This is a genomic window from Streptomyces sp. NPDC048516 (assembly GCF_043199875.1).
Taxonomy (GTDB): Bacteria; Actinomycetota; Actinomycetes; order Streptomycetales; family Streptomycetaceae; genus Streptomyces.
On the sequence record NZ_JBICWS010000009.1, the window covers coordinates 21972 to 40039 of the forward strand.

An 18068-nucleotide genomic window follows, 5' to 3' on the forward strand; every position below is an offset into this window, starting at 1 on the left:
TTCTCCTTAGGGTCTCTAGGGAAAGAGGTGCACTATGCTGCCGTCTTTGTCGATCGCGATGACTTCTTTTAGTCCTGGGTTCGGCCAGTCATGCAACTGGGCGTTCATTGCGGCCATGTCGCATTTGGTGTCTTGCATGTCCAGCACGATCCGGTCGGCCTGGTCCTTGTCGATCTTCTTCTGGAGTTCCGAGGCGATATTACGGGCTTTGGGTCCACTCGGTGCATAGCAGTCGAATATCTTGCCATTGACCTTGTAGTCAGGGTTCCTACTGCCAGGCACTTCAGGCCCGTGCTCGACGTCATATCCGTGCTGGGCCAGCTTGTCTGCTGCCTCGTTCTGGCGCGTGACCGCGCGGACGGTCTCCTTGTCGGCGCCTGACGGGATGTGCTCAGGCGCACCCTGCGCCTTGGCGCTTGGGTCGGGGTCACGGTCAGGCAAGGTGTGACCCCGATCGGCGGGTGCTTTGCCGCCCCCTCCGCCCCCGTCGGACTCCATGTTCACGCGGTCGGGGCCTGCGGCGTCGTGGATGATGTTGTTCAGCCCGTTACCGGCCATACCGAGGCCACCTGCGATAGCAGTGGCCGAGACCGCCGCGGCCGGCACACCGATCGCGGCTCCGATTCCCGTGACATCTAGGGCAGCGCCGGCTACCTCGCCGCCAGCGCCGAGGGTCGCCAGGCCGATGCCGCCGAGCGCCTGCCCGACTGAACCTGGATCTTGCAACATAGCGTTGCCCACCGAGGCGAGATCGGTCAGCAAGGTTTCTCCGACTTCCTTGGCGACATGCCCTGCGTCGGAGAGGAAAGAGCCTATGTCGTCGCCTAGTTCGGACCAGAATCCTGGTTCCGGGGGAGCGAGATCGCGCGCTTGTCCCACGAGGATAGCCGCTGTCTGTCCGGCGGTGTCCCACTGGCTGAAGGCGTTGTCCAGCTTTTCCTTCGCCGCATCGTGATGGTCTTCTCCGGAGTCCCATAGCCTGAGGGCGCCTTCGGCCTCGCGCTGCGCCCAGACGAGGGTGGCTATATAGGCGTCCATGGCCTTGGCAGCATCATGGAAGGCATCGCCTGCGCGCAGCCATTTGCTTGGCTGGCCGTGGTAGACCTTGTGGAAAGCGTCGGCGGCATCGCCGCTCCATCCGCCACTGGTGTCGATTCGCCGCAGTCCCTCGCCAGCACGGTGAAGAAGGTCGCCGTAGGCTTGCAATGCTGACTGCGTGCGCCGCAGCGAGGCCGCGTTGCCCGGTATGAGTGCTTTGGCTCCGCCGCTGTGCCCAAGTCCCGTCACCTGCGCTTCACCGCCGGGTCGTGGGCTCCATGCAGAATGCCGTGAAACTGCTTGTGGGTGTGTTCTTCGACCCTGCGATACGCATTCACGCTCGCGGTCAAGCGGGTGGCGATCTCCTGACCGTCCTTCGCAAGGTTGTCCACACCGCGCTGCCATCGATCGAGGAAGCCTGACAGGGTATCAGCCAGCTGCTCGTGCCCGACTCCCGCCTCGTCGTGCTCAATGTCGCTTACCTTCTTGATGCTGATTTGATCCAGTGTCCCGTTCACCCCTGTGGCAGCCTTCTCCAATGCCTCAAGGTCAACTTGGTAATGCTCACCCATTAGTCCCCCGGCCCAGCTCTGTGTGCAAGTACGCAATCGGAAGGAGTCTGCCAAATGGGCGGGTCCGCTTTAACGCCTTCTGAGCTGCTTAGGCGTCACGACATGCTGGTTCCTTGCCGTTACCTTGAATGAATCTTGATCAACATTTCATGGCCTTATTGCGAAAGCGCCATTCGATACCGGAAGAGCAGGCTGGACGGTGCGACCGCGCACACCAATCGTTCAAACCAGCGGGTCGACCCCGCCGATCACCGGTTTAATGGTGGAGTCGGGTATTGGAACCCCTGGAATGCCCACCTGTGGGCATTAGCCCTTTGCCCGTTTAGGTTGATATGCCCTTTCCTTCGTAGGACAGCCTCAGCAGGTCTTGCCGCCGCTGGTCGAGGTACCAGTCGGCGGACTGGTCGAGGTCGATGGTGGTTCTGATGACGGCGGTGCTTCCGGACGTCACCTCGGCGAGGACCTCGCCTCGCGGAGAGATGATCATGCTAGGGCAGTGCTGGTGAGGGTCCGCGACGTTCGCCGCCACGACGAACCGCTGGTTCTCTGCTGCGCGACTGATGAGGTGGCTTCTCCAGACTCCTGCCGGCTCGGCTGTATTGGCTGCGTGGGTGAGGTAGATGAATGCCTGTGCTCCGCTGCTGGCAAGGTGCTGCCATTGCTCGGGGAAGCGGATCTCCCGGCAGATCTGGACACCGAGGGCGAGGGGCCCGCCGGCCATCTCGATCGACAGAGTGGAGAGTTCGGTCCCGGCTTCCAGTCGGCCGCGTTCATTCATCGCCAGGTTGATCTTCCGGTAGATCCACCTGGCGCCATCGGGAGGGAAGTAGACAGCGGCATTGCTCCAGATGCCCTGGTCAAAGAGCAACGTGCCGCAGAAGAGATGGATGGCTTTCTGCTGTGCCAGGTCGGCAAGACAGTCCGTGGCGTGCGCCAGGGCCGAAATGTCGAAGTCCTCAAGGACGGAGAGGTCAGGCCCGTAGCCGGATAGTGCGCCCTCGGGCAGGACGACGATGTCGTCGGGCCGGGCCCCGGCCAAGATTTCGGTGATCAACTCCAGATTCCGCTTGATGTCCCAGGTGATGGGGAACTGTGCGGCCGTTAGCGATACCTTCATGCGTCCTTCTTCCGGCGGCTGATCTCGGCTGCGTATCCGGTACAGTCTCCGGCGGCGGCACGCTGCCATTTGACGGCGACGGTGATGTCGATGCCGAGGGTTCGTGCGAGGACGGCAGCCGGTAGCTCGGTGGCGAGTTGGAAGAGAGCGGTTGAGCGGGCTTCCGCGAGTCGGATGCCGGCTTTCTGGACCTGTCTGTCGTCGAGCCGCCAGCGGCCTTTGTGCTTGTAGCCCCTGAGGGGAAAGTCCCCGACGAAGACGTGGTCTCCGACAGTAAACCGGCAGCGGCCTAACTCCTGAGGGTCAACAGGGAGCCCGCACGCATGAGTTAGATCGGCGAGGAGACCCTGTGCCGTCTGAGGGGAAATGAGCATGGCCGGATGATGGCAGCGACCACTGACAACCGGCCCGGCTGACCGCCCAGGTCCTCGAGGCCCGGCGGCCCGCGGGACGCCCCGGCCTCTACTGGGGTGCTGCGCGAAGTTCAGAAGGTGGAGCCTGAACGGGCGCGGATGCTGCGCCGTGGAGGCGGTCCAGGCGCTCGTACAGCGCGCGGAGCAGGCGGGCCCGGTTCTGGCAGCACTGCACAGTGTCCTGTACCGGACCCGACAGGCGTCTGGCGGCCTCCCCGAGGATCGCTTCGGCGAGTGCCCGTCGGCCGCTTTCCGCGGGGAGGCTGGAGGTCTGGAGTCGGAGGGCTGCGGCGACGAGGCGGGCGTGCCCGGTCAGCTGAAGTGCGATCTGCGCGCAGTCGGTGGGCCGGATACTGCCCGGTTCTGCCCATGCCAGCACTGCCCTGAGCAGCTTCTCGTGGGGTTCTCGGTCGAGGGGCAGGTCCTCGATCCGGCCGTACGGGTCGTACAGCACGGTGTGGGTCATGAGGCGGTCGCCTTCCTGTTCTCGGTGCGGTCCAGGGCGGGCCGGTCGTGGGCTGCTGAGGAAGGGCCAGGGCGCCCTGGGCGATGATTGCGGCGGGGCCGGTGAGTTCCATGTCGCCGCCTGGGCGTATGCGGAGGTGCAGCCGGCCACCGGGGGCGTCCACGGTGTAGTCGCCCCGGGATGGTCGGGAAGGACAACGAAGTCGTTGCCGGCGCCGTGGCCTTTGGCGAAAACTGCGTGGTGAACGACAGGCCAGGTGTGGTCATGGGCGGGTGGGCTCTCCCGTTTCGAGGCGCAGCCAGGCGGTGTGTCCGGCGGCGGTGGTGCGCAGGCCGAAGGTCGTGCCGAGGTCGAGAACGGCGTGCAGGCGCTGCCAGTGGTGGGTCACGAGGTCGTCGGTGACGTCCACTTCAATGCGCACGGTGCCAAGGGCGTCGATGACGCGGGGTTGTTGGCCCGTCAGGGCGGTGAGCTGCTCGGTTGCTGCGTGGATAGCGGCGTTTGCCGGTGGTCCCGCACTACGCTCACGTTCGATCAGCCCGTAATCACTCGTCGCGCTCCTAGCCCACTAGCTTCCGGCTAGTGAACTAGCTTGTCAATGGCGGCAGCATTACGGGCAAGGAGAGGTATGGCCGACGGCAGCACTCACGGCACCCGAGGGGAGACGGCTCCGTACCTGCACGTGGCAGCCGAGATCCGTGCCCGTATTGCCGACGGCACCTGGCCGCCCGGCCACAAGCTCCCCTCCCGCTCCACCCTGGGCGCCGAGCTCGGCGGATACGGCGACAACGTCGTCCGCCGCGCCCAGGAGGCGTTGATCGCCGAGGGCCTGCTGGAGGGACGCGCCGGATCCGGGACCTACGTACGCGATCCCCACGAGCGCCGCACCCTGCTGCGCACTCCCGCGCCCGAAGGCGCAACGGATCTCTCCGGGCTCGCCCCGGCCAGCTTCGTGGGCACCTGGGAGGCGGAGAGCGAAGCCAAGCTCGGCGCCCCGCCCGAGATCGCCGAGCGGCTGAACATCGCCCCCGGCGATCTGTGCGTGCGCACCCAGTACGAGTGGCTCGACGCTCGCCACCGGCCCGTGATGGTCTCCACCAGCTGGGAGCCGATGGAGCTGACGGGCAACACCGTGGTGGTCCTGCCCGAGGGCGGCCCGCTCGCCGGCCGCGGCGTCGCCGCGCGGATGGCGCACATCGGCATCACCGTCACCCAGGCCGTGGAGGTGCCGCGCCCCATCCAGCTCAACCGCGCCCAGACGCAGCTGCTGGCGGGCGCCACCGTCGGATCGCTGGCCACCCTGATCGCCCGGACCCACTACGACACGTCCGGCCGACCGGTGGAAACCGCGGACATCATCGTCCCGGCCGACCGCTGGGACGTCGCCTACACCACCCCCGCGGCGCCGGGGACGAACCGCCACTGAACACGGCTCCGGCTTCACCTTGCGGCTCAACCGGCACCCCACCGAGGCCGAGCGCCGCCCCAGGGCGGCCTGGGCACACCGACGTCACCACGGACCTGACCTCCCCGCATGCTGGCCCTGGCCCCTGCGTCCGGTGACGGCCTATCAAGCAGGTCCGACTGGCACGGCCGGGCAGCAGGGCGCAGCGGCCGGTCGACCCGCTCATGCGGCCCCGTCGGCCGCCCCCGGCCCCGGGCGATTTGCGGCACGACCGCGGCGCCGGCGGAGTAGTCCGCGGTGCGGCCTGGCGTCGGCCGCCGGAGGCTGAGGGCATGGAAGCCAAACCGCCGATGCGGACCGTCTGGCGAGGTGCCGTCACCTTCGGCATGGTGGTTTCTCTGAACTACCAGGCTAGGTCCAGGAAAGCGCACTTAAGGGCACGACGAGGCGAGTTATCTACGCGACAGCTTCCTGGCCTTCGACGATGGGAGTCAGGCCGTCCAGGAGTGCCTTGAGGCCGGATTCGAAGAGCGCGTCGAGTCGCAGGTCATAGCCATCGTCGAAAGCTCCGACCACCTTGGCGAAGGTCGGGAAGCGGCCGGATTCCACCAGTTCCCGGAGGGCGGGAGTCCGGCTGTCCATCCACTGGTCTTCCGATAGACCTGTGGAGGCTTCAGCATGCGCCTCCCATTCCAGGTGCACGGCCAGGCCCTGGACGTGGCTGTAGACCAATACGTGGATGTCGAACAGGGTGGTGGGATCGAGGCCGTGGCCGTCGAGGGCGCTCAGTATCCATTCGCCGTGCACCATCAGATTGGGCGCGAGCAACGGGCGAGTGAGAGAACCGAGCTGAGCCAGCCAGGGGTGCCTGCGGTACAGGATCCAGAAGGTCCGAGCGCCCAGCTCGATGCGGGAGCGCCATCCTTCGGGAGCATCGGTGGGGTAGGTCTCCTCGCCGAACGCGGCGTCGGCCATGAGCAGGACGAGGTCGTCCTTGCTGGGGACGTACCGATAGGGGGACATGGCGGCGACGCCAAGCCGGGCCGCGACGCCACGCATGGAGAGCGCTGACAGTCCTTCGGCATCGGCGATGTCGATGGCCGTGCGGACGATCCGTTCGAAGGTCAGCTCCTGGTCGGAGGGTGGGGCGGGCGGCGAGTGCCTGCGGGGTGGCGTGACGGGAGCGGCTGCGGCCACGACGGTGCCGGTCCGGGGGCGGGTCTCGACAAGTCCCTCAAGACGCAGGGTGGTGAGGGCCTTGGTGGCGGTGGCCAGCGCGACCCCCCATTCCCTGGCGATTTGTCGGGTCGAGGGAACCGGGTCCCCGGGGCCCAGGTCACCGTCCAAGATGCGTCGGCGGATCCCGGCGACGATGCGCAGATAGGGCGGCTGATCGGCTGCGCCTGTGGGCTTCGTCACGTCCTGCCTCCTTCCCTGGCTGTACTAGTGCAGAGGGTAGCGGCGAGGACGCCTGATGGAGGGTCGACTGCCCTAGTACAGAACGTTCGTTGGTCAATTGAAGGGTCTGCGCGTACGTCGTACGTTCAGTGCACGTACAGCGTACTGAAGGAGTTTCCCATGCAGACTGTTCTTGTCTCCGGCGGCGGAATCGCCGGGCCCGTGCTCGCCTACTGGCTTTACCGCCACGGCTTCAAGGTCACCATCGTCGAACGCGCCCCGGCTCCGCGCCCTGGCGGCCAGGCCGTGGACATCCGTGGTGTCGCGCTCGACGTCGTCGAGCGGATGGGCCTGCTGGAACAGGCACGACGCGTGCGCACTCGGATGCGTGGCATGTCGATCCTCGACCCCGAAGGCCACGAGATCGATCGCTCCACCGAGGCGACCTTCAGCAGCGGCCGGCTCGACAGCGACGACATCGAGCTGTTGCGTGAGGACCTGGTGCGGATGGTGTGCGAACACACGCGCTCAGACGTCGAGTACCTCTTCGGTAACAGCATCACTGCGCTCGACGAGGTCGAGAACGGCGTGCGTGTCGGCTTCGCCCGCGGGGCGTCCCGCAGCTTCGACCTCGTGATCGGGGCCGACGGTCTGCACTCGACGGTACGACGCCTGGCCTTCGGTCCCGAGGACCGCTTCGCCCATCACCTAGGCAGCTACCTCTCAGTGTTCAGTGCGGACAATTTCCTCGCATTGGATGACTGGCAGGTGTGGCTACGGGATGGCGACGCGGGCTTCGTCATCATGCCCGTGCGTGACAACACCGAGCTCAGGATCGCCTTCGGCTTCCAGTCTGCGCCCCTTGCCCACGATCTCCGCGAAGGCAGCGCCCTTCGGCAACTCGTCGTCGACGAGCTCGCTTCCCTGAGATGGGAAGGGCCCCGCCTGGCCAAGGCCGCCCGGGATGCGCCCGATTTCTACTGCGATGCCATGGCCCAGATCCGGATGGACAACTGGTCACGCGGCAGGGTGGCCCTACTCGGAGACGCCGGCTATTGCCCTTCACCGCTCTCGGGGCAAGGCACCAGCCTGGCTCTTGTGGGCGCTCACGTGCTGGCCGACTGCCTCGCCCAGGCGCACGGCGATCACCGCGCCGCGTACTCCCGCTACGAGCAGCGGATACGCCCCTTCGTCACCCTTAACCAAGCCCTGGCCACCGAGAATCCTGGCGGACCCGCCTCCGAGGAATCCGTTACGCACGCCAAGAACGCACTCTCACTGGACAGTTGAACCCGTCCGGACGTGAGTTGAGTTGCCCCGCTTATCCACTACCGGTGATTTCGCTGAATCGTGGCCGGCGGATTTCGATCGAGCCCTTCTTCGAACTTGCCTCCAGAGCCAGAATGTTGGTGGAACGCCGGGATCATGTCCGCTCCTCTGGCCGGGGCGGGCGTTTGACGGCCGGAGCGGTAATCGTGGGGATCCCAAGGTCGGCGACGCTGCGACTGACGCGGCGCCGGTCGATTTGGGCGAGTTTCTCCTCCGCTCCCGCAAGACTCACCTGAAGCCCTTCCACCTCGCCGAGCCAGCCCTCACGCTCGGCCTCTGCGATGCGGGCGATCAGGTGGTCGCGGATGTGGGCGAGCCGTGCCCGTTGGGCCGGATCGGGTCAAAGGAGTGAGCATCTGACACAGGCGTGCTCGTGGATGCAGGCGGTGCCGTAGGCGCGGGCGCAGGTGCCGACGGAGAGCTTGCGTCGTTCGAAGTGACCGAGGAAGTCTTCCCATTCTGCGCTTGTAGGGGTGAGGTATTCCTCGGCGGGGCGGAGCGAGCGGCGGCGAGCGATGAAGGCGCGGTGGGCTTCGATGGTCTCGGCGGGGTAGATGGCTAATGGTGCACTCGGGTATTGGAACTCTCTCAATTCCTCTTCCTCGGGCTGCCTCTATGTTGGCTCGATGACGGACCCCGTCTGGTCAGGACCGAGTCTGTGATGGATGAGCATCGCCGTAGCGACGTCGGTTGTCTCCGATTTCCTTCCGGTGGGCGGTAGCCCAGTCACCCAGGGCTGTGGCGGCGTCCAGCAGTGTCGAGCCGAGCTCGGTCAGGGTGTACTCCACGCGGGGAGGAACACTGGCATAGACGGTGCGGGTCAGCAGACCGTCACGTTCGAGCTGCCGCAGCGTCAGTGTGAGCATCCGCTGCGAGATGCCGATGACGGCACGGTGAAGCTCACCGAAGCGCAAGGTGCCGTCACGGAGCTGTCCGATAACCAGGATGCTCCACTTGTCGCCGATCACTCCAAGGATCTGCAGTACCTGCCGGCACACGTGTTCTTCGGACTCGCTGCACTCGTGCTCGTCGGTCTCAGCCACCAGCGGGCCGTCTGGGATGGGGGGCAACAGTTACCTCCATGTGTGTCACTGACAACAATGTGCCGTCTTGTCCCTCTCATGGTAGTGACGAAGTATGGGGCTACGAACAAAACATAAGTATCGGAACCCGGGCCGGTGTTGCGTCCGGTTCTCTGCTCGGGGAGGAACTTCGGTGGCGAAGACACTGGTTGTTGTCGGTGCGGGTCCGGGGCTGGGGATGGGGGTGGCTCGTGCGTTCGGCCGGCATGGCTTCAAGGTCGGGCTGATCGCGCGTGCCAAGGCGAAGCTGGATGCCCTGGTTGACGAGTTGGCCGGGGTGGGCATCACTGCCGCTGCCTTCCCCGCCGATATCCGAGACCACGGAGACCTCGCCGCAGCTCTCACTGCGGCGAAGAACGCGCTGGGGCCGATCGACGTCCTGGAATTCAGCCCCAGCCCGACTGGGCCGATCACACAGGCCGGCCAGACCTCGGTTGCCTCGGCCACTGCACAGTTTGAGCTGCACGTACTGGGGGCCATAGCCGCCGTGCAGCATGTACTGCCGGAAATGCGTGCCCGACGCGATGGCACCCTGCTCCTGACCACCGGCGTTTCCTCGACGGTCCCGGCTCCCTTCTTGGCCAACGTCGGCATGGCCATGGCCGGCCTGCGGAACTGGGCACATGCTCTGCACACCGAACTCGGGCCAGAAGGGATCTACGTTGGCACGGTGACCATCGCCTCTAGCATCGTCCCTGGTGGTGGCGAGGCCGACCCCGACGCTATCGGAGCCCGGTACTACACCATGTATCAGCAGCGGGACCGTGCTGAGGAAATCATCGGTGACCTGAGCGCCTTCCAAGCCCTCGTTGACCAGCGAGTCGGAGTGGCGCTGGACACCGCGGGCTCTGCCGACGCAACCGAGTAGCGGAAGCGCGCGTCCGGGAAACGATGTCAAGGCTTCTCCGACAAGCAGAGCCGCGCCATCCGTGGAACGCCCGTTTCCTCACAAGTTGTTCCGACGGCTGACATCAGCTGCGTAGGCGCCCCAGTCTCCAGCAGCGGATCGCTGCCACTTGACGGCGACGGTGATGTGGATGCCGAGCGTGCGGGCGAGGATCGCGGCGGGCAGCTCGGTGGCGAGCTGGAACAGGGCAGTCGAGCGGGTCTCCGCGAGGCGGATGCCGAGCTTGCGGAGCCGTTCTCCCATGGCCCAGGCACTGATCGGACGGCCGGGCTGGCCGCCGGGGAAGATCCAGGGCGAGGCTGTGCAGGCGAGGACGGCATGGCTGCGACGAACGGCGACCTGCTGAAGGGCCAGGTCAGCGACAGGTTCGGGCAGGTCGATCGGAACGTCGCCGAAGCGGATGCGGACCACTCCGCTTGTCTCCTCGATGTGGTCGACGGTTAGCCGGGAGATCGCCGAGGGCCACTGGGCATAGAGGAGCAACAGTAGCCCAGCCAGGCGGTCTTCGGTGCGGATGGTGTCGTCGTGCAGCAGGCGGCGGGCGGTGGCCCAGCGGGCTTCCTCGTCCATGGGCTGCGAGGGGCCAGTCCATTTCACGGCGGGGAAGCTGAGGTCGCTGGCGACATTCCGTGCGAGTGCCCAGCGGACAAAGTGGCCTGTTTCCTGGCGAAGGCGGGTGTCATCGCAGGTCAGCCACCGTTCGAGGTCGGACTGGCGGCAGGTGGCAATGGTCAGGTCGTGCTCGGCGAGCCAGTCCAGGAGGATGACGGCCGCCCGGAGGTGCTGGCGGACGACGACGAGCTGTTCGTGGGTGACATCTTCGCCGCGGGTGCGGTAACGAAGACGCCGCACCAGGTGCCAGGTCGCGTATCGGTGCAGGATCTGCCGCCCGTCGGCGGTCGAATGGGAGGCGATGAGATGGCTCACCACGCGTTCGAGACGGATCATCTGCTCGTCTCGCGCGGGCAGGGCGCTGGCCGCCACGAGGACGCTGCGGATGTGTTCGACGACCTTGCCGTCCGGAAGCTCGTCCAGGGCCTCGTGAGTCAGCGGCCGGCGGCCGGAGCCGAGGTCGGACAGGACCGTGGAGACGATGCCGCCGGACAGCCATTGCATCGCCGTCGTGGTCCGTTCCGTGTTGGCCAACGACTCGTGGAGGGACCGTAGTTCACTAGGAATGTTCCAGACGGACCGGTCAGCAGCTCGTCGAGTCGTTGCCTGAGAACACAGCGGCGGCATGGTCCGGCGACCCGTAGCCGCTCGGCCATCCCGCAGACAGGGCAGGGGCGCCAGAGTTCGGGGTCCGGTGTGGTGCATGGGCCGCAAACGGGTGCTTCGAGGGTGCCGGAGTGGATGCCGCGAAGGTGTCCGCAGCTGCTGCAGCGGGCTTGTCGCTGGTCACAGGCTCCGCACCGAGGCTGGCCGGTCAGGCGGGAGTGGGTGCAGGGGGCGGTGCGGCCGCAGATCGAGCAGACCAGCGTCGGCAACGGGCGGCAGTTGGGGCAGATCGGTCCTTCGGGAGTCCGGGTGTTCACCAGGCGCCGTCGGCCGCAGACGATGCAGGTTTCCAGGTTGGCCGGGTCTGTGATCAGGCAGTTCGGACACAATGGTCGTCCCTGGCCGTCGCGGGTGGCTGGGTCACGGCGGCTGCCGCAGCGTGCGCATTCCTCGATGCGGGACTTGGCAATGCAGTTGCGGCAGACCCGCTGGCCGTCGAGAGGCTTGCTGATGCGTACGGTTCTGTGACAGCGGGGGCAGGCGGGACGGGCGATCCCGGCGACTCCGGCGTCGATGAGCCGGTCGATCAGCCGCAGGATCACGGGGAACGGCGCGAGGTGTCCGTTGCCGGTCAGCAGCGAGGGGTCGGCTTCCAGAGCCCAGGCGATCTTCTGCTGGTTGGTGGGCCGCTGAGCCGAGCAGCGGACCGTGTCGGCGACCATGTCCGGGTCGACGTGCGGATCCAGTTGGGCAATCACGCTGTGAATCACCGCAAGGGGATCCCGTCCGTCGATGTCGCGACACCTCACGCAGCGTGGTCTGCCGGCCCGGTCTCGCGTGGCGATGCGTCGGGTCTTTCCGCAACCGGTGCAGGGTTCGAACGTAGTGGGCCCGCACACTCCGCAGTACCAGTCCTGGCCGCGGCGTTGGAGCGTGCGCAGGTGTTTGCCGCACTCGGCGCAGACCGGTGGTGAGGCCGCCTGGGCCCCAGCCTTGCGTAAGGCGATGAGCAGGTCACCGACGGCCCGTGGGGCCGGGGACCGGCCGTCGTTCAAGACCGCGGGGCGGCGGGCCAGCGCGGCGGCGAGCATGCGGGACTTGGCCCGCCCGCCGGCGACTGCGGTGACCACAGCCCGGATCGTTTCGGGGCCGAGTTCCTTCTCAACTCGGGTGATCAGGTCGGTGGCCAGGCCGATGGGGTCGGTGACAGCGCGGTTGTCATGATCTGGGGTCGTCATGGAAGGTCAACACCCCTGATCCTGGCTCGCTTTGGGCGCAGGCCGCCGAGCCCCTCTTCGGGTGTCCCGCTGCCGCCCGCGGCGGCCTTCCTCGGCTTCTTCACGGTGCCGGCCGCGGCGATCGGCTCGATGAGGTCGTCCATCGTGCAGTCCAGGATGTCGAGCAAGGCCATGAGGATCTTCAGGCTCAGCCGTTCGGGACGCTCCACGACAAGCCGGTAGACCTGGCTGGTGGACAGGGTGATGCCGCGGTCGGCCAGCGGCGGGATGATGTCGGTGGTGGAGAACATTCCGCGGTCCGCCATGACTTTGCGCAGGTGCCAGCGGTAGTCGAGTTTGCCGTCCATCCCGGTCCTCCTCATCCCGCCCCGGCGAACGCCGGGGCCAGTGCCTTGTTCAGGGCAGTGTTCATGAAGTCGTCGCTGACGTGCGTGTAGATGGCCGTGGAGCTGTCGCAGTCATGGCCGACTTGCTGCTGGATGAACCGACGGTCGACACCATCCTCTGTGAGGTGGGTTACGTACGAATGTCTGATCGAGTGCGGAACTAGGTCTTTTGGGAGTTTTAGGGCATCGCGGTATGTCTCGAAGCGATCGTTGATGGAACCGGGCTGAAGACGTCCTCCACGTTCGGTGACCCAAAGCGCCGGATGATCGGGGAACCCGAATCGCGGCCGGACGTTCTCGACGTAGTCGGCGACCGCTTCGACGGCCCAATCCATCACCGACAGCACGTTCCGCCGCCGTGGCGGCTGGCCCTTCTTCGCCTTGCCGTAGCGGACGTTGAGCGTGCCGTACCGACCGAACTGCGGAGCCTTCGAGTTCCGTCCGAAGTCGACCACATCCAGCTTGGACGTCTCGGTCCGCCGCAGACCCCAGCCGTAGATGACCTTGAAGAGGGTGGCGTCGCGGTAGGCGGCGAGGGCGCCCTTGCGCTTGGACTTCACGGCGCGGTCGACCTGGTCGTCGGCGTAGTCGAGGAACCGCTGCAGCTCTTCGCGAGTGAACGGCCTCGCCTCCGGGTCACCCTCGTAGTCCTGCAGGTGAGGGAGGGTGTTCCACTCGTGAGCGATCGCCACCGGCCCGGTGCCGAAGGCTTCCTCGCAGACAGGTCTCCATCCGTATCGGGCGTCGATGAGGAACTCGGTGAACAGGCGGACATCGCCCTGGTAGCTGCGGATCGTGGACGGCGCCAGATGTTTCTCACCCGTCAATGAGGCCGACCACTCGTCCATGTGACCTGGTGCCCACTGCCACGGGTACTCGTTCGTGAACTCGAAGAACCGGCGGACCAGCCGTTCCCGGTCGTCGACCGTTTCGTCCTGCAGCCCCCGCGACTTCTGCTGAGCCCGCCACCCCCGCAGCATCGCATCGAACATCGCGTCCTCTGGACGCAGTTGGACGATCCCGGAAACGAGCTCCAGATGAGCCGCCCCAGCCAGGGCCACCTTGCGCTGATGTGCCACTCGGACCCTCCCTTCTGGAGGGCAGATCATGCATCAGGTGGGATGATGTGGGCAACTTCCCTGGTCAGGCCGTTAGTTCGTAGTAGCGTTGAAGTCCTTCAGTCTCTTGCCGTGAGCTGGCGACCTGCTATTTCTCGCCCGCCTGATGCAATTCCCGAGGGTTCAAATACACCTGCGTCGTGGTGATGTGCCGATGGCCCAGGACCCATTGGACGTCGGTCAGCGGCAGCTCAGGGTCGCGAGCCATGCGATACGCCGCAGTGTGCCGCAGGTCATGCGGAGACCCGTTCGCGCCGAGCCCTTCGTTGACGCGGACGAACATCGCCCGAGCAGCGTGATAGGTCAAAGGACGCCAGGGGCGGCGCAACGTCCACCACAGCGGCAGCCGTGGGCCCCGCGGTACCGCCAGCCGCCGCAGCTCCTCCTGATACAGCCGCAGCCACACAAAGGCATCCGGAGAGGCCGGCAGCGGCTGGACCTCACCGGTCCCTTGCGCCTCACCGCGATGACCTGCTGGCCTGGATCCGGGCCCTCCTGGGGCACAGTGAGGAATTCCTCGGCCCGAGCCCCGTTGGATACCCAGAAAGCCAGCAGCGCACGGTCCCGATGGTGCCGCAGGCGAGCGAAGAGCTCATTGAACTTGTCGTCGGGGATCCTGCGCGCGATGCGCCTGGGAACCGTGGGCCGGGAAGCCCGGGGCAGACAGACCGCGAAAGAAGTTCTCCCTGGTTCTCACTACGCGATTCGGCAACGCCGTGGCCGTGAACACGTGGAACACCTACAGCTGGAAACCCGCGCCGGCCCAGGCCGGCATCATCCCTCAGCGCCCCAAAGGGGCGAAGCCGTTGGCAGTGGGAGGCGGCGGCGAAGGACGGACCGTGTGCTGCGGCACACCTACGCCTCGATGATGCTGGAGGCGGGGGAGTCCGTGGTGACTGTGGCGCGGTGGCTCGGGTACTGCTCGCCGGCTGTCACGCTCGGTTACTATGCTCACTTCATGCCGGAGGCCGGAAGCAAGGGGCGCACCGCCGTTGACGGACTGCTCGAGAGGAAGGGGGATCCACCGTGCCGGTAGGAACTCCCCAGATTCTCTCCAGGGCTGATCGCGGCGGATTCCCCGGCTTGTGCGGGTCCGGATTAATTGTGAATTCTAAGGCCGCCGGGTCAGATAGCCTGGGAAAATGCTGACAGAAGTCACAGCGACTCGCTATGTCACGCCGTTGCGTGAGGGCGGATCGCTTCCGGGAATCGTCGAGGCCGACGATCTCGGTACCTACGTCATGAAGTTCACCGGCGCCGGGCAGGGGCGGAAGACGCTCGTTGCCGAGGTGATGTGCGGAGAGCTGGGCCGGCGGCTCGGGCTGCGGGTGCCGGAGCTGGTGCGGATGCAGCTCGATCCCGTCATCGGGCTGGGCGAGCCGGACCAGGAGGTCCAGGAGCTGCTGAAGGCCAGTGGTGGGCTCAATCTGGGGATGGACTACCTTCCCGGGTCGCTGGGTTTTGATCCGCTCGCCTTCGAGGTGAGTGCGCGCGAGGCGGGCCGTGTGGTGTGGTTCGATGCCTTGATCAACAACGTTGACCGGTCCTGGCGCAATCCGAATCTGCTCGTCTGGCACGGCGAACTGTGGCTGATCGACCATGGTGCGGCGATGATCTGGCACCACAACTGGCCGAGTGCGCAGAAGGCTTCGGCCCGGCCGTACAACGCTTCCGATCATGTGCTGGCCACCTTCGGGCCGGATATCGCGGCGGCGGCGGCAGAGTTCGTTCCGCTGATCACCGAGGAACTGCTGACCGGGATCGCGGCCGCGGTGCCGGACGAATGGCTGGCCGACGAGCCCGGCTTTGATTCCCCGGACGCGCTGCGCCAGGCGTATGTGAGCACGCTGCTGGCCCGCGCCGGCACGATCAGCGAGCGGATCACCCTCGGGGAGCCCACCGAGGACAAGCCCTCGCAGGCGCCGGAATGGCTGGCCGCACGGCTGGTACGGAGGGCAGTGAAGTGACCGGTCTGCACAACGGGCGCGATGTTTTCGAGTACGCGCTGCTGAAGGTCGTACCCCGGGTCGAGCGTGGCGAGATGATCAATGCCGGTGTGGTCGTCTACTGCCACGCCCGGCGCTTCGTCGAGGCCAGGACCCATCTGGACGAGGCCCGGCTGCTGGCCCTGGATCCCACGACCGACGTGGCCGGGGTGCGGGCCGCGCTCGGTGCCGTCGAGGGCGTCTGCCAGGGCGGCGAGCGGGCCGGACAGGCGGCGGGGGAGGACGCGGGACGCCGTTTCCGCTGGCTGATGGCGCCGCGCAGCACCATCGTCCAGCCGGGCCCGGTGCACACCGGCCTGACCGCCGATCCCGCCGCCGAGGTCGAGCGGCTGATGGAGCTGTTGGTGCGCTGAGGGTGCGCTGAGGGTGCGCTGAGGTCTTGCGGGTCCGCCGCTCGGGGCGCCCGGTTCCGTCTTCGGGGCGGAACCGGGCGCCCTGTGTGTGACGTGGTCGGGTGACGCGATCGCGCCAGGCTCCGGCCTGCCTTGCAGGTGAGGTGCGCAACGGCGCGGTGGTGGGGCGTTGACAGCGGGTTGCCGGGCTTCTAGCGTCAGCCCTGCTCAGGGTACTAAGCGGTTGCTCACCCACGGGATCGGTGCGGCGGACCGCTTGTCGAGGTTTCGAGGGTGAGGAGAACCCGCATGTCCACCACCGAGCAGCGCGTTGCCATCGTGACGGGCGCGGCCCGCGGTATCGGCGCGGCCACCGCCGTCCGTCTGGCCGCCGAGGGCCGCGCCGTCGCCGTACTCGACCTCGACGAGGCGGCGTGCAAGGACACCGTCGAGACGATCACCAAGGCCGGGGGCAAGGCCATCGCGGTCGGCTGTGACGTCTCCGACGCCGAGCAGGTCGACGCGGCGGTCGCACGCGTCGCGTCCGAGCTCGGCGCGCCGACGGTCCTCGTCAACAACGCCGGTGTGCTCCGGGACAACCTGCTGTTCAAGATGAGCGAGACCGACTGGGACACGGTCATGAACGTGCACCTGCGCGGTGCCTTCCTGATGTCCCGCGCCTGCCAGAAGCACATGGTGGACGCCAAGTTCGGCCGGATCGTGAACCTTTCCTCCAGCTCGGCGCTCGGCAACCGCGGCCAGGTCAACTACTCGGCGGCCAAGGCCGGCCTGCAGGGCTTCACGAAGACCCTCGCCATCGAACTCGGCAAGTTCGGCGTCACCGCCAACGCCGTCGCCCCCGGTTTCATCGTCACCGACATGACCGCCGCCACCGCCGAGCGCGTCGGTATGGGCTTCGAGGAGTTCCAGGCGGCGGCCGCCACCCAGATCCCGGTGCAGCGCGTCGGCCGCCCCGAGGACATCGCCAACGCCATCGCCTTCTTCACCGGCGAGGCGGCCGGCTTTGTGTCCGGCCAGGTCATGTACGTCGCCGGCGGCCCGCTCAACTGACCGCCCCACCGACTCCAGGAGTACAGAACATGACCGAGCAGGACAGCGGGCTCCCCGAGCTCACCGGCAAGGTGGCGCTGATCACCGGCGGCAGCCGCGGCATCGGCTACGGCATCGCCGAGGCACTGGTGGCCCGCGGCGACCGGGTCGTCATCACCGGCCGCAACGAGGACACCCTCAAGGAGGCTGCCGACAAGCTGGGCGCCGACCGGGTGATCGGCGTCGCCGGCAAGGCGCACGACGAGGCCCACCAGGCCGTCACCGTCGAGCGCGCGATGGAGACCTTCGGCCGCGTCGACTACCTCGTCAACAACGCCGGAACGAATCCCGTGTTCGGGCCCATCGCCGACCTCGACCTGGGCGTCGCGCGCAAGGTGTTCGAGACCAATGTCGTCTCGGCGCTGGGCTTCGCGCAGCGCACCTGGCACGCTTGGCAGAAGGACAACGGCGGCGCGATCGTCAACATCGCCTCGATCGCCGGCCTCAACGCCTCGCCCTTCGTCGGTGCGTACGGGATCAGCAAGGCCGCCATGGTGAACCTGACGCTGCAGCTCGGCCACGAGTTCGCGCCCGGGGTGCGGGTCAACGCGATCGCGCCCGCGGTGATCAAGACGAAGTTCGCGGCGGCGCTGTACGAGAACCGTGAGGAGGAGGCGGCGGCCGGCTACCCGATGGGGCGGCTCGGCGTCCCGGAGGACATCGGCGGGGCCGCGGCCTTCCTGCTGTCCGACGCCGCGGGCTGGATCACCGGCCAGACCCTGGTCGTGGACGGCGGGCTGTTCCTGAACGTCGGCGTCTGACGGCACCGGGCGGGCCCGGGAGGCCCTGCGGTGGTGTGCACTCCAAGAGGCAGCGTCCGGGGTGGGGGGCCCGCGGGGGGCGCCCCCCCCGGGTGGGCCCCGCGGCCCCGGGGCCCGCCCCGGGGACCCGCCGGGGGGCCGGAAAAAAGTGGCGGCCCCCCCGGGGGGCGGG

General features: G+C 67.0%; 19 protein-coding genes. 7 read left to right on the forward strand and 12 right to left on the reverse strand.

Annotated features, from left to right (window positions below; all coding sequences use genetic code 11):
- Positions 1-15 precede the first annotated feature (15 nt).
- From ACGFR7_RS19135 to ACGFR7_RS19160, 6 genes are all read right to left on the reverse strand, one after another.
- On the reverse strand, positions 16-1287 hold the full coding sequence (locus tag ACGFR7_RS19135; protein WP_393320253.1) for a putative T7SS-secreted protein: 1272 nt from the start codon (positions 1285-1287) through the stop codon (positions 16-18).
- On the reverse strand, positions 1284-1610 hold the full coding sequence (locus ACGFR7_RS19140; protein WP_393320256.1) for a type VII secretion target: 327 nt from the start codon (positions 1608-1610) through the stop codon (positions 1284-1286). Before ACGFR7_RS19140 ends, ACGFR7_RS19135 begins: the two co-directional genes overlap by 4 nt.
- A 322-nt stretch (positions 1611-1932) precedes the next feature.
- A complete protein-coding gene (locus ACGFR7_RS19145; protein WP_393320259.1) occupies positions 1933-2727 on the reverse strand; it encodes a carbon-nitrogen hydrolase family protein in 795 nt (264 codons plus the stop codon).
- Positions 2724-3101: a hypothetical protein gene (locus ACGFR7_RS19150; RefSeq protein WP_393320262.1), complete on the reverse strand. Its 378-nt coding sequence runs from the start codon at positions 3099-3101 to the stop codon at positions 2724-2726. The genes ACGFR7_RS19145 and ACGFR7_RS19150 overlap by 4 nt, the downstream gene beginning before the upstream one ends.
- A gap of 88 nt (positions 3102-3189) precedes the next feature.
- Positions 3190-3606 (reverse strand): restriction endonuclease, encoded by a 417-nt coding sequence (locus ACGFR7_RS19155; RefSeq protein WP_393320265.1) that lies wholly within the window; start codon positions 3604-3606, stop codon positions 3190-3192.
- Positions 3607-3868: 262 nt separating this feature from the next.
- Positions 3869-4027, reverse strand: a complete 159-nt coding sequence (locus tag ACGFR7_RS19160) for a hypothetical protein (RefSeq protein ID WP_393320267.1) — start codon at positions 4025-4027, stop codon at positions 3869-3871.
- Positions 4028-4234: 207 nt separating this feature from the next.
- Here ACGFR7_RS19160 and ACGFR7_RS19165 point away from each other — a divergent pair, with 207 nt between their 5' ends.
- Positions 4235-5032 (forward strand): GntR family transcriptional regulator, encoded by a 798-nt coding sequence (locus ACGFR7_RS19165; protein ID WP_393320270.1) that lies wholly within the window; start codon positions 4235-4237, stop codon positions 5030-5032.
- A gap of 435 nt (positions 5033-5467) precedes the next feature.
- On the opposite strand, the gene ACGFR7_RS19170 is transcribed toward ACGFR7_RS19165, so the two are convergent.
- Positions 5468-6430, reverse strand: coding sequence for a TetR/AcrR family transcriptional regulator C-terminal domain-containing protein (locus ACGFR7_RS19170; protein ID WP_393320273.1), 963 nt, complete (start codon positions 6428-6430; stop codon positions 5468-5470).
- 159 nt (positions 6431-6589) lie between these two features.
- On the opposite strand from ACGFR7_RS19170, the gene ACGFR7_RS19175 reads away from it, so the two are divergent.
- Positions 6590-7699 carry an FAD-dependent monooxygenase gene (locus tag ACGFR7_RS19175; RefSeq protein ID WP_393320276.1) on the forward strand — a complete coding sequence of 370 codons (1110 nt, stop codon included), beginning with the start codon at positions 6590-6592 and terminating at the stop codon, positions 7697-7699.
- 683 nt (positions 7700-8382) lie between these two features.
- On the opposite strand, the gene ACGFR7_RS19180 is transcribed toward ACGFR7_RS19175, so the two are convergent.
- A complete protein-coding gene (locus ACGFR7_RS19180) occupies positions 8383-8781 on the reverse strand; it encodes a winged helix-turn-helix transcriptional regulator (RefSeq protein WP_393320279.1) in 399 nt (132 codons plus the stop codon).
- Between the two features lie 172 nt (positions 8782-8953).
- Here ACGFR7_RS19180 and ACGFR7_RS19185 point away from each other — a divergent pair, with 172 nt between their 5' ends.
- Positions 8954-9688 carry an SDR family NAD(P)-dependent oxidoreductase gene (locus tag ACGFR7_RS19185; protein ID WP_393320282.1) on the forward strand — a complete coding sequence of 245 codons (735 nt, stop codon included), beginning with the start codon at positions 8954-8956 and terminating at the stop codon, positions 9686-9688.
- A gap of 78 nt (positions 9689-9766) precedes the next feature.
- Here ACGFR7_RS19185 and ACGFR7_RS19190 read toward each other — a convergent pair whose 3' ends face one another.
- From ACGFR7_RS19190 to ACGFR7_RS19205, 4 genes are all read right to left on the reverse strand, one after another.
- A complete protein-coding gene (locus ACGFR7_RS19190; protein WP_393320285.1) occupies positions 9767-10873 on the reverse strand; it encodes a hypothetical protein in 1107 nt (368 codons plus the stop codon).
- Between the two features lie 1306 nt (positions 10874-12179).
- The gene (locus ACGFR7_RS19195) at positions 12180-12530 is read right to left on the reverse strand and encodes a helix-turn-helix domain-containing protein (RefSeq protein ID WP_393320288.1); all 351 of its coding nucleotides are present in this window, start codon (positions 12528-12530) and stop codon (positions 12180-12182) included.
- Between the two features lie 11 nt (positions 12531-12541).
- Complete coding sequence (locus ACGFR7_RS19200; protein ID WP_393320291.1) at positions 12542-13648, reverse strand: tyrosine-type recombinase/integrase; 1107 nt, start codon at positions 13646-13648, stop codon at positions 12542-12544.
- Between the two features lie 127 nt (positions 13649-13775).
- Complete coding sequence (locus tag ACGFR7_RS19205; RefSeq protein WP_393320294.1) at positions 13776-14093, reverse strand: site-specific integrase; 318 nt, start codon at positions 14091-14093, stop codon at positions 13776-13778.
- Between the two features lie 736 nt (positions 14094-14829).
- On the opposite strand from ACGFR7_RS19205, the gene ACGFR7_RS19210 reads away from it, so the two are divergent.
- The 4 genes from ACGFR7_RS19210 to ACGFR7_RS19225 all read left to right on the forward strand — a co-directional run bounded on the left by ACGFR7_RS19210 (position 14830) and on the right by ACGFR7_RS19225 (position 17896).
- Positions 14830-15654: a HipA family kinase gene (locus ACGFR7_RS19210; RefSeq protein WP_393320297.1), complete on the forward strand. Its 825-nt coding sequence runs from the start codon at positions 14830-14832 to the stop codon at positions 15652-15654.
- A complete protein-coding gene (locus ACGFR7_RS19215) occupies positions 15615-16046 on the forward strand; it encodes a DUF3037 domain-containing protein (RefSeq protein ID WP_393320300.1) in 432 nt (143 codons plus the stop codon). Before ACGFR7_RS19210 ends, ACGFR7_RS19215 begins: the two co-directional genes overlap by 40 nt.
- 288 nt (positions 16047-16334) lie before the next feature.
- The gene (gene fabG, locus ACGFR7_RS19220; protein ID WP_088796372.1) at positions 16335-17096 is read left to right on the forward strand and encodes a 3-oxoacyl-ACP reductase FabG; all 762 of its coding nucleotides are present in this window, start codon (positions 16335-16337) and stop codon (positions 17094-17096) included.
- A 29-nt stretch (positions 17097-17125) separates the two neighbouring features.
- Positions 17126-17896 (forward strand): SDR family oxidoreductase, encoded by a 771-nt coding sequence (locus tag ACGFR7_RS19225; RefSeq protein WP_393320303.1) that lies wholly within the window; start codon positions 17126-17128, stop codon positions 17894-17896.
- Positions 17897-18068: the final 172 nt, after the last annotated feature.

Excerpts from the sequence above, each read along its gene's own strand:
- ACGFR7_RS19150 (WP_393320262.1), bottom strand. The coding sequence starts at position 3,101 with ATGCTCATTTCCCCTCAGACGGCACAGGGTCTCCTCGCCGATCTAACT.
- ACGFR7_RS19155 (WP_393320265.1), bottom strand. The coding sequence starts at position 3,606 with ATGACCCACACCGTGCTGTACGACCCGTACGGCCGGATCGAGGACCTG.
- ACGFR7_RS19225 (WP_393320303.1), top strand. The coding sequence starts at position 17,126 with ATGACCGAGCAGGACAGCGGGCTCCCCGAGCTCACCGGCAAGGTGGCG.
- fabG (WP_088796372.1), top strand. The coding sequence starts at position 16,335 with ATGTCCACCACCGAGCAGCGCGTTGCCATCGTGACGGGCGCGGCCCGC.
- ACGFR7_RS19215 (WP_393320300.1), top strand. The coding sequence starts at position 15,615 with ATGGCTGGCCGCACGGCTGGTACGGAGGGCAGTGAAGTGACCGGTCTG.
- ACGFR7_RS19165 (WP_393320270.1), top strand. The coding sequence starts at position 4,235 with ATGGCCGACGGCAGCACTCACGGCACCCGAGGGGAGACGGCTCCGTAC.
- ACGFR7_RS19175 (WP_393320276.1), top strand. The coding sequence starts at position 6,590 with ATGCAGACTGTTCTTGTCTCCGGCGGCGGAATCGCCGGGCCCGTGCTC.
- ACGFR7_RS19195 (WP_393320288.1), bottom strand. The coding sequence starts at position 12,530 with ATGGACGGCAAACTCGACTACCGCTGGCACCTGCGCAAAGTCATGGCG.
- ACGFR7_RS19210 (WP_393320297.1), top strand. The coding sequence starts at position 14,830 with ATGCTGACAGAAGTCACAGCGACTCGCTATGTCACGCCGTTGCGTGAG.
- ACGFR7_RS19140 (WP_393320256.1), bottom strand. The coding sequence starts at position 1,610 with ATGGGTGAGCATTACCAAGTTGACCTTGAGGCATTGGAGAAGGCTGCC.
- ACGFR7_RS19145 (WP_393320259.1), bottom strand. The coding sequence starts at position 2,727 with ATGAAGGTATCGCTAACGGCCGCACAGTTCCCCATCACCTGGGACATC.